This window comes from Actinoplanes sp. NPDC023801 (assembly GCF_040639655.1).
GTDB lineage: Bacteria > Actinomycetota > Actinomycetes > Mycobacteriales > Micromonosporaceae > Actinoplanes.
On the sequence record NZ_JBFAAI010000003.1, the window covers coordinates 503,952 to 520,958 of the forward strand.

Consider the following 17,007-nt stretch of genomic DNA (forward strand, 5'->3'; position numbering starts at 1 on the left):
CGATGACGACGAACCCGTGGCTCGCCGGCCCGTCCCCGACCCGCCGACTCGACCGGGACCGGCTCGAGGAACGCATCCTCAACCTGCTCTCCTCGCAGAACATGTGCGTGCTGGCCACCACGGCGCCGGACGGCAGCCCGGCCGCCACCCCGGTCCGCTACTTCCACCTCGGCCTCGAGATCGTCTTCACGGCGCTCGGCAGCTCACCGAAGATGCGCAACCTGCGCGCCGACCCGCGCGTCTCGGCCGGCGTCTTCGCCCCGCTCGTCGGCCAGGCCAGCAGCCGCGGCGCCCAGTTCTTCGGCACCGCCCGCATCCTCGAACCCGGCGACCCGGGCTTCGACGACTACTGGCCGGCCGTGCGCTGGCAGTCCGACCACGTGGAACGCTCCCGGTCACTGGACGAGCCACCACTCGGCACGATCGGCGTCATCACCCCGGACCGCATCGTCTACACCGAGCACTGGCTGCGCCGCGAGGGATACGCCCCGCGACAGATCCTCAAACCCTGAGTTCCTCGCGGACCCGCATGAGGGCGAAACCCAGGAGATTGAGACCACGCCAGCGGTACGGGTCAGCCGCGCGCGGATCATCGTCGGCCAGTCCGATGCCCCAGATGCGGTCCAGCGGGCTCGCCTCGACCAGTACCCGGCTCCCCGTGGTCAGCAGGTAGTCGTGCAGCTCCGGGTCGGCGCGGAACTTGGCCAGGTTGCCGGCGACCACGATCGCGGTGCGGTGCTCGTCCCAAATTTCCTGATCGAAACCGGCCACGCGGCCACCGAGCTTCTTGGCCTCGTGCGGATGCCGGGCGGCGAGGACACGACCGGCCATCGTCTCGTCCCCGAAGAGGACCGCCTTGCGCCACATCATGTAGTGCTCGGCCGATGCGAACGTGCGGCCGTCGGCTTCGAACGTCCCCGGCCACCACTGGCTCAGGCAACCACGGCCGACACTGCCGTCGCGTTCCCGGTCGTGTTTCCAGAAGTACAGGTATTTGAGCCGCTCCCCCGCCGCCACGGCGGTGGCGAGGTCGGCGACGCTGCGGATCGACATGTCCGCAGAGTCTGCCGCCGCGCCGCGTCCCGCGCCTGTCATTTACGGCCGCCGCTCAGCCCGCGAAGCGGGGGCTGCGGGCCATCGCGCGGTAGGCGGCCAGGGACGCGTCGTCGGTGTCGAAGCGGAAGTTGTGGTCGGTACCCTCCTGGATGTCGGTGTCGAACCATACGACCGCACCGACCTGCGGGGTGTCCTCCACCCATGACCGCAGCCGCTTGATGTACCGCGTCCTGTCGCGCACCGCGGCGGTCTCGCTCAGGATGATCGGCTTGCGGCTGCCGTACATCGCGGTGACCGGGTGGAACAGGGTGGCCGGCGACTCGTCGTAGAAGTTGTAGCCGGAGATGCCGACCCAGTCGACGTAGTCGTCGCCGGGGTAGTAGCGCTGCACCCGGTTCCAGCTCTCCGCCGGAGACGAGTTCCAGTTGGGACTCCAGACCCAGGACACGTTGGTGACGCCCTCACCGGCGAAGACGCGGTGCAGCCGGCGCCAGACCTTGACGTAGTCGCCGGCGTCGCGGCCGTTGCGGGCACCCGACCATGCGAACCAGTCGCCGTTCATCTCCCAGCCCCAGCGCAGCAGGATGGGGCGGCGCATGCCCTTGAGCGCCGCCGCGACCGAGCGGATGTTCGCGTCCGAGCCGCCGTCGAGGATCCCGGCCCAGGGTGCGCCGTGCCAGGAGACCATCAGGACGCTGTCGCCGGCGATGTCCGGCTCGGACGCGGGCACGTATTCGTCCCACGGGTAGAACCGGTGGACGATGCGCTGTTCCCGGCCGAGCTGCCCGCGGCGCAGGGCCAGGCTCTGCCGCAGGGTGCGCCGGCCGAGGGCCAGGTACGACCCGAGCATCACCGTGCCGCCGGGAGCCGGGACGGCACCGCCGCGGGCGTCACCGGCCGGGGCCGGTAGAGCGGGTGAAGCCGGTGGAGCGGGTGACGCGGCAGTGGGTCCCGGAGACGGGCTCGTGGCCGCCGGTGAGGGTGACGGCGGGGCGGCCGCCGGTACCGGAGCGGGCGGTTCCGCCTCGGTGCCGCAGGCGGCCAGGCCGGTGAGCCCGGCCAGGGACAGCAGCTGACGGCGCTTCACGGGCTTCTCCTGCCGTCCGACGGTGGTGACCGCAGGCGATCATGCCCCCGAGGGCAGCCGTCCCGTCTCCACCGAACGGGTCATGAGCTGCGGCGCTGTTCGGCTGAACGGTGCGATTCGGTTGGGCCGAAAGGACCACCGCCGCCGGTTCTCCTGCCCGGCGTACCGCTCGCGCGTAGGTTTTTCATCGCCGGGACGCCATGCCGGCGCCCCGGGAATCACGGGGAGGAAAGTGTCATGAACCTTCGTAAGAGCTGCGCCATGGCCGCCGGAACCCTGTTCCTGGCCACCGCCGGAATCGCCGTCACGACGACGCCGGCAATCGCAACACCGACGCCCGCCGGGCAGACCGTTGCCTCGGCCGATCCGTGGCCGCCGAAGCCGGGCAAGCCATTCCGGCAGGGCTTCCGGGACGGCCGCAAGGACGGCTGGCGCGAGGCCCGCAGCGAGTGCCTGAACCCGAACAGGGCACAGATGAGGCTGAAGAACCTGTACGAGAACCCGGAGACCGCCTACATGCGCGGGTACGGGGAAGGCTGGAAACGCGGCTACGCCGAGGGCTACGAGGAATTCTGCTACTGAGTACGGCAGACGTACCGGCCGGTCCACTGGGCCGGCCGGTACGTCGCCTCAGCCGCCGTAGAGCGCGCTGATCTCGTCGGCGTATCGGTCCTGGATGATGCGGCGCCGCAGCTTCAGCGTCGGGGTCAGCTCACCGGACTCCGGCGACCAGCCGTGGGGCAGGATCCGGAACGTCTTGACCTGCTCGGGGCGGGACAGCTTCGCGTTGGCGGCGGCCACCGCACCCTCGATCTCGGCCCGCAGCACCGGCTCCCCGGCCAGTTCGGCGACGGTCGTCGCGGTCAGGCCCCGGGTCCGGGCCCACAGTGCGGTGGTCTCCTCGTCCAGGACGATCAGGGCGGTGACGTACGGCCGCCGGTCACCCACCGCCACGGCCTGGGCGATCAGCGGGTGCGCCCGCAGCAGGTTCTCGATCTGGGCGGGCGAGATGTTCTTCCCGCTCGAGTTGATGATGAGTTCCTTCTTGCGGTCGGTGATGGTCAGGAAACCGCCGGCGTCGAGCACGCCGACGTCACCGGTGGCCAGCCAGCCGTCGGCGTCGGTGACCGGGTCGATCCCGCCGTCGGCGCGCAGGTAGCCGGCGCAGACCAGGGGCCCGCGCACGAGGATCTCGCCGTCGGCGTCGACCTTGACCTCCATGCCGCCGTTGGGCCGGCCGACCGATCCGATACGGAAGTGCTCCGGCGTGTTGATCGTGGCCGTGCCGGTGGTCTCGGTCATGCCCCACACCTCGAGCACGTCGATGCCGATACCGGCCAGGTCGAGCAGCACCTCGACGGGGATCGGCGCGGCACCGCTGCCGGCCCAGAGCAGGTTGTCCATGCCGAGCTGGGCGCGCAGCGGCTTGAGGATCCGCGCGTCCATGGCGGCGTGCCGGGCGGCGAGCTCCGCCGGGATCTCCTGACCGCTCTCCCGCAGCCGGTGGACCTCGGTGGCCACGGCCCGGGCCGCGTCGACGGCGGCCCGCACCGGCGGTTCGGCCGCGGCGAGCCGGGCTTGCACGCCGGCGGCCATCTTCTCCCAGATCCGGGGTACGCCGAAGAACGACACCGGACGCACCCGGACCAGTCCGGCGAGCAGCTGGGCCGGGTCGGGGCAGATGGTGACGTGCCCGGCCCGGTACAGCGGGTTGTAGATCCCGAGCATCCGTTCGGCGATGTGCGCGAGCGGCAGGTACGCCAGGGTGCCGGCGTGATCCGGGGTGACGATCGTGTTCTCCATGACGACGCACTGGTAGAGCACATTGTGGTGGGTGAGTACGACACCTTTGGGGTCGCCGGTGGTGCCGGAGGTGTACAGCAGGGTGACCGGCTGCTCCGGTCGTACCTCACGCCAGGTCTTCTCGAAGGCTTCCGGGTCGGCCCGGTGTGCGGCCGTGCCGCGGGCGGCGACGTGCCGCAGGGAGACCACCCGGCCGTCGTCGCCGCCGTCCCGGTCGACGACCACGACGTGCCGCAAGCCGGGCAGGCCGGCGATGATCGGTGACCATTTCCGCAGCGCCTCCTCGTTCTCCAGCACGACGATCCCGGCGTTGCTGTGCCGGGCCAGGTATCGCAGCTGGTCGGCGGAGAGGGTGGCGTAGACGGTGGACGGGATCGCACCGAGGCAGGCGGCGGCCAGATCGACCAGCCAGTGCTCGGGACGGCCGGACATCATGATCAGCAGGCGGTCGCCGGTGCCGAGCCCGAGATCGGCCAGACCGCGGGAGAGGACGGCCACCTCGTCGCGCACCTGTCGCCAGGTCAGCGTGTCCGCCGATCCGAGCAGGCTGAGGGCGGGCAGGTCGGGGAACTCGGTGGCGTTGCGGTGCAGCAGAGCGGGAGTCGTCAGTTCGCGAGCTGTGTCCGCGCATCGCTGCTCGAGGGCGGATTCCATGAGCTGCCTCCTGGGGAGCCGCGGACGGGCGGGTATGGTGCGACGGTAAACGCGCGTTAACTTCCCGGGAAGGTACGAGGTGGATCCGGACTGACTTCCGTACCGATTGTCAGGCCCGGAGGACCGTCAGCATCAATCGCGTCAGGTGCTGGTCCATACCGGATCGGCGATCGGAGCGAACCAGCCGGCTCAGGTCGGTGGCCAGGTTCAGGGCGGCGTGCACCAGCACCCGCGCCTCCGGAACGGCCAGCCCGGAACGCAGGCGGACGAGCAGACGTACCCACTCCTCAACGTGCAGACGCTGCACCTTGCGCAGCTCATGCCGGTCAGCCTCGGGCAGGTTGTTATTCTCGGCGAGGTAGACCGAGACCAGGGCACTGCGTTCGAAGGTCAGCTCCACGTAGGACCGCACCATCCGCTCCAGCGCGTCCGCATCGCCGTCGGCACCGGCCAGGGCGGCGGCGGTCGTCTCGGCGACCCGCTCGGTGGCCCGGTAGAAGGCGGCCGCCAGGATGTCGGCCTTGCCGGGAAAGTAACGATAGACACTTGATGCGTTGATCCCGGCGGCCCGGCCGATGTCCTCCACCCCCACCGCGTGGTAACCGTGCCGGTGGAACAGCTTGATCGACTCGGCCAGAAGGATCTCCCGGCGGGCCGTCATCCCCCTCACCGGCTCGGGTTCGGAGTGCCCGGTGGCGGGCAGCACCGGAGTGGCCGGCTCCTCGCTCAGCATCGCCCAGGCGACCCGCCGCAGGATCACCTCGGCCCGCCCACGCGCGATCGCCGCCCGGTGCGTGCCCAGACTGCCGAAGACGCTGAGCGCCGCACGCACCAGGGCATGCGCGTCCCGGCCGGACAACTCGGGACGCAACTCGCGCAGCGGGGCGGTCAGGCGTGCCGCCAGCGTGCCCAGCTCGGCCAGGAACTCCTCCCGGTGCTCCGGCTCCAGGTAGCGCCACTCCCACTGGTAGAGCCCGGCCACCCGGCGGTGCTCGACGGCCAACCGGGCCAGCACGGCGAGCAGTTCGTCCAGCCGCGCCCGCGGGTCGTCACGGCCGGACAGGTCGGTGGCGGCGCGTACCGCCTCGACGAGTTGACGGTTGGCGTGCACGAGCATCGCGTACTTGTTGGGGAAGTGCCGATAGATCGCCGGGCCGCTGATACCGACCGCGGTGGCGATCTCGTCCAGGCTGACACCGTGGTAACCGCGCTCGCAGAACATCTCCGCGGCGGCCAGGGCGAGCTGCGACTTCCGGTTCTTCGGCCGCTTGCGGGCCCCGGCTGGGGCCGGCTCACCGGCCGCGGCGATGCTCATGACGAACAGCGTAACGGTGATCTGTGGTTCGCCCGACCTTCGTCTCCGTATCCTTGACACCTAGCGGAAACATCGGCAAAAGTTAGCCGCAATTCGCATCCAGGGGAGCAGTCGATGACGACCGAGGCCTATCTGTACGACGCCGTGCGCACCCCGCGCGGCCGGGGGAAGAAGACCGGATCCCTGCACCAGGTGAAACCCGTCTCACTCGTGGTGGGACTGATCGACGAGCTGCGCCGGCGCTACCCGGGCGTCGACCCGGCCGACATCGAGGACGTGGTTCTCGGCGTCGTGTCCCCGATCGGCGACCAGGGCGCCGACCTCGCCAAGACCGCGGCGCTCGCCGCCGGCCTGCCCTACGAGACGGCCGGTGTCCAGCTCAACCGCTTCTGCGGCTCCGGGCTCGAGGCGGTCAACATCGCGGCCCAGAAGATCCGCTCCGGCTGGGAGGACCTGGTCCTCGCCGGCGGCGTCGAGTCGATGTCACGGGTGCCGATGGGTTCCGACGGCGGCGCCTGGGCGATGGACCCGGACACCGCGCTCAACACCGACTTCGTACCGCAGGGGATCAGCGCCGACCTGATCGCCACGCTCGACGGCTACCGCCGCGAGGACGTCGACGCGTTCGCCGTCGGTTCCCAGCAGAAGGCCGCCAACGCCTGGAAGAACGGCTGGTTCGACCGCTCGGTGGTGCCGGTCCGTGACCGCAACGGCCTGCTGATCCTCGACCGCGACGAGCACATCCGCGCGGACAGCACCGTGGAGAGCCTGGGCAAGCTGCCCGCCTCCTTCGCGGTGATCGGCGACCAGGGCGGGTTCGACGCGGTGGCGCTGCAGAAGTACCACTGGGTCGAGAAGATCAACCACGTGCACAGCGCGGGCAACTCGTCCGGGATCGTGGACGGCGCGGCGCTGGTCATGATCGGCTCGGAGCGGGCCGGGCAGCGGGCCGGCCTCACCCCGCGCGCCCGGATCGTGGCGGCCGCGCTCAGCGGCGCCGACCCGACCATCATGCTGACCGGCCCGGCGCCGGCCGCCCGCAAGGCTCTCGACAAGGCCGGCCTCACCGTCGACGACCTCGACCTCGTCGAGATCAACGAGGCGTTCGCGGCCGTCGTCCTGCACTTCATCGAGGACATGAAGCTCGATCCGGAGAAGGTCAACGTCAACGGCGGCGCGATCGCCATGGGCCACCCGCTGGGCGCGACCGGCGCCATGATCCTGGGCACCCTCGTCGACGAGCTCGAGCGGCGCGGCGGCCGGTACGGCCTGGCCACGCTCTGCATCGGCGGCGGCATGGGCATCGCCACCATCGTCGAACGGCTCTGAGGGAGAAACTTCCATGACCGACACCATCCGCTACGACCGCGGCGACGACGGCATCGTCGTGCTCACCCTCGACGACCCGGGCCGCGGTGCCAACACCATGAACGACGCCTACGTGGCGAGCATGGAGGCGACCGTCTCCCGGTTGGAGGCCGAACGCGACGAGATCACCGGCGTGATCATCACGTCGGCGAAGAACTCCTGGTTCGCCGGCGGCGACCTGGACCAGCTCGGCTCGGTGCCGGCCGACCGCGGGCAGGACGTGTTCGACCTGTCCACCAAGGTCAAGGGCCAGCTGCGCCGGCTGGAGACGCTCGGTAAGCCGGTCGTCGCCGCGATCAACGGCTCGGCCCTCGGCGGCGGCCTGGAACTGGCACTGGCCACCCACCGGCGGATCGCGCTGAACAACCCGAAGACCGAGATCGGCCTGCCCGAGGTCACCCTCGGCTTGCTTCCCGCCGGCGGTGGCGTGGTCCGTACGGTCCGGCTGCTCGGCCTGGCCACCGCACTGATGGAGGTGCTGCTCAAGGGCACCCGGCACCGCCTGCCGAAGGCGAAGCAGCTCGGCCTGGTCGACGAGATCGTGGACACCCCGGAGCAGATGCTCGCCGCGGCCCGCGAATGGATCGCCGCCAACCCGGAGGCGGCCCAGCCGTGGGACACCAAGGGTTATCGGATCCCCGGTGGCACGCCGTCCACACCCTCGCTTGCCGCGATGCTGCCGGCCTTCCCGGCCAACCTGCGCAAGCAGCTCAAGGGCGCGTCCTACCCGGCCCCGCGCAACATCCTGTCGGCCGCGGTCGAGGGCGCCCAGGTCGATGTGGACACCGCGTTCGTGATCGAGACGCGCTACTTCGTCGAGCTGGTCACCGGTCCGGTCGCCAAGAACATGATCAAAGCGTTCTTCTTCGACCTGAACGAGGTCAGCCAGCGCGACATCGGCGAGGTGCCGCCGATCACCAAGGTCGCGGTGCTCGGCGCCGGCATGATGGGCGCCGCCATCGCGTACGTCTGTGCCCGCTCGGGCCTGCCCACAGTGCTTCGCGACGTTTCGCTCGAGGGCGCGCAGCGCGGCAAGGGCTACTCGGAGAAGCTGGTCGCCAAGGACGTCGCGCGCGGCCGTATCGCACCGGAGAAGGGTCAGGCCCTGCTCGACCTGATCACCGCGACCGACCAGGTCGCCGATCTGGCCGGCGCCGATCTGGTGATCGAGGCCGTCTTCGAGGACCCGGCGCTCAAGCACAAGGTGTTCGCCGAGATCGAGGGCGTCGTCGCGCCGCACGCACTGCTCTGCTCCAACACCTCCACGCTGCCGATCACGCTGCTCGCCGAGGGCGTCAGCCGCCAGGCCGACTTCGTGGGCCTGCACTTCTTCTCCCCGGTCGACAAGATGCCGCTGGTCGAGGTGATCAAGGGCGAGAAGACCGGCGACCCTGCGGTACGGCGTGCGCTCGACGTGGTGCGGCGGCTCCGCAAGACACCGATCGTGGTCAACGACAGCCGTGGATTCTTCACCAGCCGGGTGATCGGCACCTTCACCAACGAGGGCATCTCGATGCTCGCCGAGGGTGTCCCGCCGGCCAGCATCGAGCAGGCCAGCAGCCAGGCCGGTTACCCGGCGCCGGTGCTGCAGCTGATGGACGAGCTGACCCTCACCCTGCCCCGCAAGATCCGCAACGAGTACCGCGCCGCAGCCGAGGCCGCCGGCCGGACCTGGGAGGCGCACCCGGCCGACCAGATCATCGACCGGATGGTCGACGAGTTCGGGCGTCCGGGCCGCTCCGGCGGAGCCGGCTTCTACGAGTACGCCGACGGCAAGCGCACCGGGCTCTGGCCGGGTCTGTCCGCGTTCGCCAGGCCGGACGTGTCGATCCCGTTCGAGGACCTCAAGGAGCGGCTGCTCTTCATCGAGGCGATCGAGTCCGTGAAGTGCCTCGACGAGGGCGTGCTGACGTCGGTCGCCGAGGCCAACATCGGCTCCATCCTCGGCATCGGCTACCCCGGCTGGACCGGTGGCGTGCTGCAGTACATCAACCAGTACGAAGGCGGCCTGCCCGGCTTCGTGGCGCGGGCCCGCCAGCTGGCCGAGCGCTACGGTGACCGGTTCACCCCGCCGCCGCTGCTGCTCGCCAAAGCGGATGCCGGCGAGCAGTTCGCCTGAACCCCCAGCTGGGCGCTACCGCTGTCCCAGCTGCGCTGAGACAGCGGTGCCGCCCAGCCGCCTCACCCCCGGCTGTCGGACACCGCTGTCTCCCGGCGCGGGAGACAGCGATAGCGCACAGCCGGGGGTGGACGAGGCGTGACCTGCACCGATTCCTTCATCCGGCAACTCCCGGTCGGACACCCGGCCGATGCATGACAGATGATCTCCGGGCTACCGTCCATCCCGGAGGTTGATCATGAATATCGACGCGGAGTTACCCGGCGTCCCGGTGGAGGAGCCGTGGGCACCCGCGGTACGCGCATTACTGCGACATCTGGAGAGGTCGGGCTTCGACGGCGCGCCGCCGGTCGACGGCGACCCGGCCGCCGCGGCACACCCCTGGCCCGCGTGGGCCCGCGAGGACGACACCCTCTGGCAGGTCGCCCAGTGGCTGCGCGAGTACCACGAGGCCGTCGCCGACTTCGTGCCGCCCGCCGGCGCGGTCTGGCGCAAGGGCGGCGTCTGGGAACCCGGCCTCATCATCGGGCACAACGACGCGGCGCCGTACAACGCGACCCGCGCCGGCCGCCGCCTCACCGGATTCGTCGGCTGGGACTTCGCCGGCCCGGTCAGCCGCGACGCCGACCTCGCGTTCACCGCCTTCGCCTGGGTGCCGCTCACCGCCTGCACCGACGCCACCGCGGAGGGCTGGACCGACCTCACCGGCCGGCCCCGCCGCCTGCGGATGCTGCTCGACGCGTACGGCTGGCGCGGCACCGCCACCGGCATGATCCGCGAGGTCCGCGACCGGATCAGCGCCGCCATCCACGACATCCGCCGCCTGGCCACCGACGGTGACCACGACTGCCGCGAGCTCATCCACTCCGGACTCGACCTGCGCCTCGCCGCCGCCGTCAAGGAGCTCGCCACCTTCCCCGCCTGACGAGCTCACGCCGTACGGCTCGCGGCAGGGGGTGACAGCAACCTGCAAGCGTGCGGCAAGCGGCCCCGCGCATCCTCGGCGCATGAGAGAACACGACATCGCCGCGCTCGGGACCGTTCTCGGGGCATGGGCACATCCCGACGACGAGGCCTACCTGCCCGGCGGCCTGATGGCACTGGCCCGGGACGCCGGCTCGCGCATGGTCTGCGTGACCGCGACCCGCGGTGAGCACGGCACCGGCGACCCGGCGCTCCGGCCGCCCGACCGGCTCGCCGCGCGCCGCACCGCCGACTATTCCGCCTGGGTCGCCGGCGAGGCGTTCGTGAAGGCTGTCCCGGCCGGTCATCCACCGTGCGACCGCTGCCGGTGGGACCCGACCGAGGCACGCTGGCACTGCGCGGGACCGGTGGAAGCGATTATGGTTGGCCGATGACACGACCCCGCACGGTCGTTCTCAACGGCGATCTCGGCAGTGGCAAGAGCACCGTCTCGGTTCTGCTGGCACAGCGGCTGGGACTGCGCCGGGTCAGCATCGGTGACCTCTACCGGCAGATGGCGGCCGACCACGACATGACCGCCCTGCAGCTCAACCTGCATGCCGAGCTGGACGACAAGGTCGACCACTACATCGACACGCTCCAGCACGACATGGCGTCCGCCGGCGAGGAGCTGGTCGTCGACAGCCGCCTGGCCTGGCACTTCTTCACCGGCGCACTGAAGGTGCACCTGGTCACCGACCCGGTCGTGGCCGCCCGGCGGGTGCTCGGCCGGCCCGGCGACGCGGTGGAGAACTACCGCGACCTCGACGAGTCACGCCGCCGCCTGGCCGACCGCAGCGAGAGCGAACGACGAAGATTCCTCTCCCGGTACGGCGTGGACAAGACCCGCCTGCGCAACTACGACCTGGTCTGTGACACCACCCGGGCGGCACCCGCCGAGGTGGTGACGCGGATCGTCGACATGCTCGGCGCACCGGCCGGCGACCGGCCGGTGTGCCACCTCGATCCGCGACGTGTCCACCGGGTGCCGGAGACCGCCACCGACGGCGAGATCGTGGTCCGCCATCGGGCACCGGACTTCGTCGCGGTGGGCGGGAGGCGACTCCTCGACACGGCGATCTCGGCGGGCGAGAGACTGACCCGCATGACCCTGGCTCCGGACGGCTCGCGTCACACGTACCGCTGAAGCGTCCCGGGTTGCGCCGCGAGGCGTTGGTAATAGGGACTCGATCGCAACAGCTCGTCGTGCGTGCCGGCGCCCGTGACGACGCCGCCGTCGACCACCAGCACCCGCTCCGCGGACCGCACCGTGGAGAAGCGATGCGCGATGACCATCAGCGCGCAGACCGCCGAGACCTCGTGCAACGTGGCGGCGAGGGCCTGCTCGCTGTCCGGGTCGAGGTGGGCGGTCGGCTCGTCGAGCAGGATCAGGCCGGGCCGGGCCAGCAGGCAGCGGGCGATGGCGACGCGCTGGCGCTGGCCGCCGGACAGACGCCGCCCGTGCTCGCCGACCGGGGTGTCGAGGCCGGCCGGCATCGCCGCGACGACGCTGCCGAGACCGGTCATGGCCAGCACCCGGCGCAGCTCCCGGTCGGTGACCGGCCCGGCGCCGTAGAGCAGGTTGTCGCGCAGTGTGCCGGCGAGCAGCGGACAGTCCTGCTCGACCAATCCGATCGAGGCGCGATATCGGGCGTACGGGGTGAACCGCGCGTCCCGGCCGTGCAGCAGCACCGACCCGCGGTCCGGCTCGTAGAACCGTTCCGCCAGCGCGAAGATCGTCGACTTGCCGGCACCGGACGGGCCGACCAGCGCGACCTGTCCCCGCGGCGGCACCGTGAACCGGACCCCGCGCAGCACCGGACGACCCGGCCGGTACCCGAACCAGACGTCCCGGAACTCGAGCACCGGCGCCGCCCGGCGGGCCGTGCCGCGCACCGGGGCAACGGCGACCGGCCGATCCCGCTCCACCGGCAGGGCCAGCACCTCGTTGATCCGGTGCAGTGCCCCGGAGCCCTGCTGAACAGAACTGACCGCCTGGAAGATCTCGTACACCGGCGCCGCGAGATACGTCATGGCCAGGATGAACGCGACCAGTTCGCCGAGCGTCATGGCGCCGGACGCCACCCTGGTCGCACCGGTCACCAGCACGGTCAGGAAGGCACCGCTGACCGCCAGGTCGTTGGCCGGGCCGCTGAGCGCCACCATTCCCGCCATCCGCAGGTTCGCCAGGTACGCCCGCCCGGCCGAGGTGTCCAGCCGTTGCGTCTCCAGCCGTTCGGTACGGCAGGCCCGCACCACCCGGATGCCGCCGAGAGCCCGTTCCAGATCGGCGACCAGCACGCCCTCGGCCGCGCTGGCGGTCCGTGACGCGAGACGCACCCGCCGCACCACCGCGAGCAGCGCACCGAACGAACCGCCGAACAGCACCACCACGGCAGCCAGCAGCCAGGGGTCCAGCCAGGCGAGCAGGCCGATCGCGGCGGCCAGTCCGATCGCCCCGGCCAGCCCGGTGCCGAGGCTCTGCGCGATCAGGGTCTTCACCGCGGCCGTGTCCCCGCAGGCGCGCGCGATCAGGTCGCCGATCCGGCCGTCGTCGAGGGCCGACAGGCGTACCCGCAGCAGATGGTCGGCAATGGTGTGGCGCAGGTCACGGGTCATCGTCTCGCCGGTGTGCGCCTGGACGTAACGGGCCAGCGCCAGCGCCGACGCCTGTGCGGCGAACAGGCCGGCCAGCGCGCCGATCACGGTCCACGGCAGCGAACCGGCCGAGGCGCCGTCGACCGCCACGCGCGCCAGCAGGGGCTGGGTCAGGGCGAGCAGGTAACCGAGGAGGCTGAGCGCCGCGGCTCCGAGGATCGACCGGCGGTAACCGCGGGCCAGCCGGTTCAGGTCCCGCCACCGGGCCAGATCGGCCATGACGCCCCCTCTCACCAGGGGATCGACGTTAGGCAGGCATTTCGAGCGGCAGCAATGAGCCGGGAGGGACGCCAGCGCGGCAAGAGGGTGAGCCGTCGTCCTTTCGTAGGATCCGGTGATGCGCCTGCTTACCTCGCTGCACTCGTCCGACGACCGGTCCGCTGCGGTGGTCGCGCCGGACGGGTCGCTGTCCCGTCATGAACTGCTGGCCAGAGCCGGCGGTGTGGCGGCCCGTCTGCGGGGGCTGCCGATCGTGGCGGTGGACGCCGCGCCGGCACTGTCGACGATCGTCACGGTCACCGGGGCGCTGCTGGCCGGGGTGCCGATCGTGCCGATCCCGCCGGACGCCGGAGTCCTCGAACGGGAGCACATCCTGCGCGACTCCGGAGCGACGCTGCTGCCGGACCTTCCGCCGGCACGGGGCGACGTCCCGGCCGAGCCGGAGGACAGCGGCGCCGCCCTGGTCCTGTACACCAGCGGCACCACCGGCGCGCCCAAGGGCGTGGTCATCTCACGCGCCGCGATCGCCGCCGACCTGGACGCCCTGGCCGGTGCCTGGCAGTGGACCGGCGACGACACCCTGGTGCACGGCCTTCCGCTCTATCACGTGCACGGCCTGGTCCTGGGCGTCCTCGGGCCGCTGCGCATCGGCTCCCGGCTGATCCACACCGGGCGGCCGACCCCGCAGGCGTACGCCGCGAACCCCGGCACCATGTACTTCGGCGTACCCACCGTCTGGTCGCGGATCGCCGCCGACCCGCCCGCCGCCCGCGCCCTGGCCTCGGCCCGGCTGCTCGTCTCCGGCAGTGCCCCGCTCCCGGTCCCGGTCTTCGACGGTCTGGCCGCACTCACCGGGCAGTCCCCGGTCGAGCGGTACGGCATGACCGAGACCCTGATCACGGTCAGCGCGCGTTCCGACGGGGAGCGCCGCCCCGGGCACGTCGGCCTGCCGCTGCCCGGAGTCGGCACCCGGCTCGTCGACGAGACCGGCACGCCGCTGCCGCACGACGGCGAGACCATCGGTCACCTGCAGGTGCAGGGCCCCACCCTGCTCGACGGCTATCTCCAGGACGGCGCGGTACGCCCACCCGAACTCATCGGCGGCTGGTACCCGACCGGTGACGTGGCCACGATCGGCCCCGACGGCTGGCACCGCATCGTCGGCCGCGCCTCCACCGACCTGATCAAGTCGGGTGGCTACCGGGTCGGGGCCGGTGAGGTCGAGGACGCCCTGCTGCTGCACCCGGCCGTGCGGGAGGCCGCCGTGGTCGGCGTCCCGCACCATGACCTCGGCGAGCAGATCACCGCGTTCGTGGTCGCCGACCCGGTCGACCCGGCCGAACTGATCGACTTCGTGGCCGTCCGGCTGGCCGCGCACAAGCGCCCCCGGATGGTGCACCTGGTCGGCAGCCTGCCCCGGAACGCGATGGGCAAGGTGCAAAAGGGTTTGCTCCGCACGGAATGACTCAACCGGTGGCCGGTGACTGCCGATCGGGCACCACGTGACGAGACCATCCCTTCGCCCGGCCACCGCGGTGCTCGCCCTGGCCGTGGTCTGGCTGTTGGTCGCCGTCGCGCTCGGCGCCGCCGGTGTACTCATGCCACTGCCGGCGTGGCTGCTGTGGCCCGCCGCCATCGGCGCGACCGGCACGGCCACCCTGGCGTGCCGGGTCGCCGCTACCACCGGGCAGCCGGTGGTCCGTGCCTTCTGGCGGCGCATCACCCGCACCATGGCCTGGATCACCGCCGGGGGCCTGGTACAACTCGGCGGCCGCCTGTTCGTCGACGACTCCGAGGCGCTGAACCCGGTGGCCGCCCTCTGCTTCGCCGTCGCGGCCGGCTTCGCCATGGTGTCGGTGCTCCGCCTGCCACACGCCCGCCGTACCTGGCGGGCCTCCGTGGCCATCTGCCTGGACATGGCCATCGTCGCCACCGCCGCGGCCATCATCTTCAGCCATTTCCTCTGGCGCAGCGGCAACTCCGCCATCGGTGACACGGCGACCGCGACGTTCCTGCTGATCGTGATGATCGCCGCCTCCGCCGCGGTGGCCGCGATCATCAAGGCGGGGATCGCCGGCGCCGGACCGGCCCTCGCGCCGGCGCTGTGGACGCTCGCCCCGATCGGCCTGCTCTCCCCCGTCTCCTGGTTGCTGACGCCGGTTCTCGCCCAGTGGCCGCACCTGGACGCGTCGGTGGCGTCGCTGCCGGTGTCCGGTCTCATCGCCACGTTCGCCGCGTGGATGCAGACCCGCACGAACGTCTCGGATCGTCCGGCCGCGGCAGAGCCCTCCGGCACCGGCCGCCGCAGCGCCTGGCGCAACATCAGCATCGTCCCGTACGTCGCGGTGGCCTCGGTCGCCACGCTGCTGATCGTCGTGACCCTGCGGGCCGGTCACCTGCCGCCCGGCCTGGCCGGCGGATCCGTGCTGCTCACCGTGCTCGTGGTGACCCGGCAGCTCACCGCCCTGCTCGACAACGCGGTGCTGCTCGACCGCCTGGACTCCCAGGCCCACCACGACGACCTCACCGGGCTGCCCAACCGCCGCCTGTTCACCTCCACCCTGACCCGGCGGACCGCGCCGACCACGGTCGCGGTCTGCGACCTGGACGGCTTCGCCGCACTCAACGACCGGCTCGGTGACGAGACCGGCGACGCGCTGCTGCGGGCCGCCGCGGAGCGGGTCGGCACGGTCACCGGGGGCGACGCGGTCGTGGCCCGGCTGCTCGGCGACGAGTTCGGCGTGCTCCTGCCGGGCGGGGACACCCTGCTCGCCGAGCGGCTGGTGCACGCGTTCCGTACCCCGCTGCGGGTGGACTCCCGTGATCTGCTGGTCACCGTGACCGCCGGCGTCGCCACCGGCGCCGGCGACGAGGTCCCGGACCTGCTGCGCCGCGCCGAGGTGGCGCTGCAGGCGGCCAAGTACACCGGCGCCGACCGCAGCCGCGAGCACAGCGGCGCGCTGGACGCCACCGCGCAGCACCACGCCGAACTTGCCGCCGCCCTGCGCCGTGGCCTGGAGCTGGGCGAGTTCCGGCTGCTCTACCAGCCCATCGTGGAGCTGCCCGGCGGAACGGTCACCGGCGTCGAGGCGCTGGTCCGCTGGCAGCCGGTCGACAAGCCGGTCGTCTCACCGGCCGAGTTCATCCCGGTCGCCGAGCACAGCGGCCTGATCATCGACCTGGGCGCGTGGATCCTCGACCAGGCCTGCGCGGACGCGGCGGCCTGGCAGCGCGGGCGCGGGCCGGCCGGACCGCGGGTCAACATCAACGTCTCGGCACGGCAGCTGCTCGACCCGGACCTGCCCGGCCTGGTCGCGAACGCTCTGCACAAGCACGGCCTCGAGCCCGACCGCATCACCATCGAGATCACCGAGACGGCGGTGTTCGCCGGCGGCGCGGCCCTCGAGACGGTACGTGAGCTCCGCGAACTCGGCGTCGGCCTGGCCCTCGACGACTTCGGTACCGGGCACAGCTCGCTGACCCTGCTGCGCACCTGCCCGGTCACCACGCTCAAGGTTGACAAGTCGTTCATCGACGACCTCAACGGCACCGCCGAGCAGGAGGCCATCGCCTCGTCGCTGAGCACGATCGCCAGCACGCTCGGCCTGCGCGCCGTCGCTGAGGGTGTCGAGACGCGGGACCAGGCGGACCGGCTGCACGCGCTCGGCTACCGGTACGCCCAGGGCTTCTACTTCGCCCGCCCGGTTCCGGCCGCCGAGATCGAGGCACTGCTGGCCGATCCGGTCCCGGTGCCGTGAAATCGTG

Annotated in this window: 13 protein-coding genes and 1 pseudogene; 9 read left to right on the top strand and 5 right to left on the bottom strand. The window is 71.7% G+C overall.

The genetic code is table 11. The annotated features are described in order from the left end of the window. Positions 1-2 precede the first annotated feature (2 nt). Positions 3-512 (top strand): pyridoxamine 5'-phosphate oxidase family protein, encoded by a 510-nt coding sequence (locus AB0G04_RS09330; RefSeq protein ID WP_360979167.1) that lies wholly within the window; start codon positions 3-5, stop codon positions 510-512. Here the strand turns inward: AB0G04_RS09330 and AB0G04_RS09335 are convergent. After that, positions 502-1,053, bottom strand: a complete 552-nt coding sequence (locus tag AB0G04_RS09335; RefSeq protein WP_360979170.1) for an NADAR family protein — start codon at positions 1,051-1,053, stop codon at positions 502-504. The genes AB0G04_RS09330 and AB0G04_RS09335 overlap by 11 nt on opposite strands. A 55-nt stretch (positions 1,054-1,108) precedes the next feature. Next, entirely contained in the window at positions 1,109-2,143 is a 1,035-nt protein-coding gene (locus tag AB0G04_RS09340; RefSeq protein ID WP_360979173.1) for a glycosyl hydrolase, read from the bottom strand. A 237-nt stretch (positions 2,144-2,380) separates the two neighbouring features. Here AB0G04_RS09340 and AB0G04_RS09345 point away from each other — a divergent pair, with 237 nt between their 5' ends. Further along, positions 2,381-2,725, top strand: coding sequence for a hypothetical protein (locus tag AB0G04_RS09345; protein ID WP_360979176.1), 345 nt, complete (start codon positions 2,381-2,383; stop codon positions 2,723-2,725). 48 nt (positions 2,726-2,773) lie between these two features. On the opposite strand, the gene AB0G04_RS09350 is transcribed toward AB0G04_RS09345, so the two are convergent. Beyond that, the gene (locus AB0G04_RS09350) at positions 2,774-4,600 is read right to left on the bottom strand and encodes an AMP-dependent synthetase/ligase (protein WP_360979179.1); all 1,827 of its coding nucleotides are present in this window, start codon (positions 4,598-4,600) and stop codon (positions 2,774-2,776) included. A gap of 109 nt (positions 4,601-4,709) precedes the next feature. Further along, positions 4,710-5,915, bottom strand: a complete 1,206-nt coding sequence (locus AB0G04_RS09355) for a TetR family transcriptional regulator (RefSeq protein ID WP_360979182.1) — start codon at positions 5,913-5,915, stop codon at positions 4,710-4,712. 114 nt (positions 5,916-6,029) lie between these two features. On the opposite strand from AB0G04_RS09355, the gene AB0G04_RS09360 reads away from it, so the two are divergent. The 5 genes and pseudogenes from AB0G04_RS09360 to AB0G04_RS09380 all read left to right on the top strand — a co-directional run. Further along, the gene (locus AB0G04_RS09360; protein ID WP_360979185.1) at positions 6,030-7,244 is read left to right on the top strand and encodes an acetyl-CoA C-acetyltransferase; all 1,215 of its coding nucleotides are present in this window, start codon (positions 6,030-6,032) and stop codon (positions 7,242-7,244) included. Positions 7,245-7,257: 13 nt separating this feature from the next. After that, entirely contained in the window at positions 7,258-9,402 is a 2,145-nt protein-coding gene (locus AB0G04_RS09365; RefSeq protein ID WP_360979188.1) for a 3-hydroxyacyl-CoA dehydrogenase NAD-binding domain-containing protein, read from the top strand. A gap of 238 nt (positions 9,403-9,640) precedes the next feature. Continuing rightward, complete coding sequence (locus AB0G04_RS09370) at positions 9,641-10,327, top strand: aminoglycoside phosphotransferase family protein (RefSeq protein ID WP_360979191.1); 687 nt, start codon at positions 9,641-9,643, stop codon at positions 10,325-10,327. An 82-nt stretch (positions 10,328-10,409) separates the two neighbouring features. Next, positions 10,410-10,760, top strand: coding sequence for a PIG-L family deacetylase (locus AB0G04_RS09375; protein WP_360979194.1), 351 nt, complete (start codon positions 10,410-10,412; stop codon positions 10,758-10,760). Then, positions 10,757-11,284, top strand: a pseudogene (locus AB0G04_RS09380) (AAA family ATPase); the annotation flags it as partial. The gene AB0G04_RS09375 and the pseudogene AB0G04_RS09380, both read left to right, overlap by 4 nt. 212 nt (positions 11,285-11,496) lie before the next feature. Here the strand turns inward: AB0G04_RS09380 and AB0G04_RS09385 are convergent. Beyond that, on the bottom strand, positions 11,497-13,242 hold the full coding sequence (locus AB0G04_RS09385) for an ABC transporter ATP-binding protein (protein ID WP_360979197.1): 1,746 nt from the start codon (positions 13,240-13,242) through the stop codon (positions 11,497-11,499). A gap of 118 nt (positions 13,243-13,360) precedes the next feature. Here AB0G04_RS09385 and AB0G04_RS09390 point away from each other — a divergent pair, with 118 nt between their 5' ends. Together AB0G04_RS09390 and AB0G04_RS09395 are read left to right on the top strand one after the other, a co-directional pair. Next, complete coding sequence (locus tag AB0G04_RS09390; RefSeq protein WP_360979200.1) at positions 13,361-14,707, top strand: AMP-binding protein; 1,347 nt, start codon at positions 13,361-13,363, stop codon at positions 14,705-14,707. Positions 14,708-14,744: 37 nt separating this feature from the next. Beyond that, the gene (locus AB0G04_RS09395) at positions 14,745-17,000 is read left to right on the top strand and encodes a bifunctional diguanylate cyclase/phosphodiesterase (protein WP_360979203.1); all 2,256 of its coding nucleotides are present in this window, start codon (positions 14,745-14,747) and stop codon (positions 16,998-17,000) included. Positions 17,001-17,007: the final 7 nt, after the last annotated feature.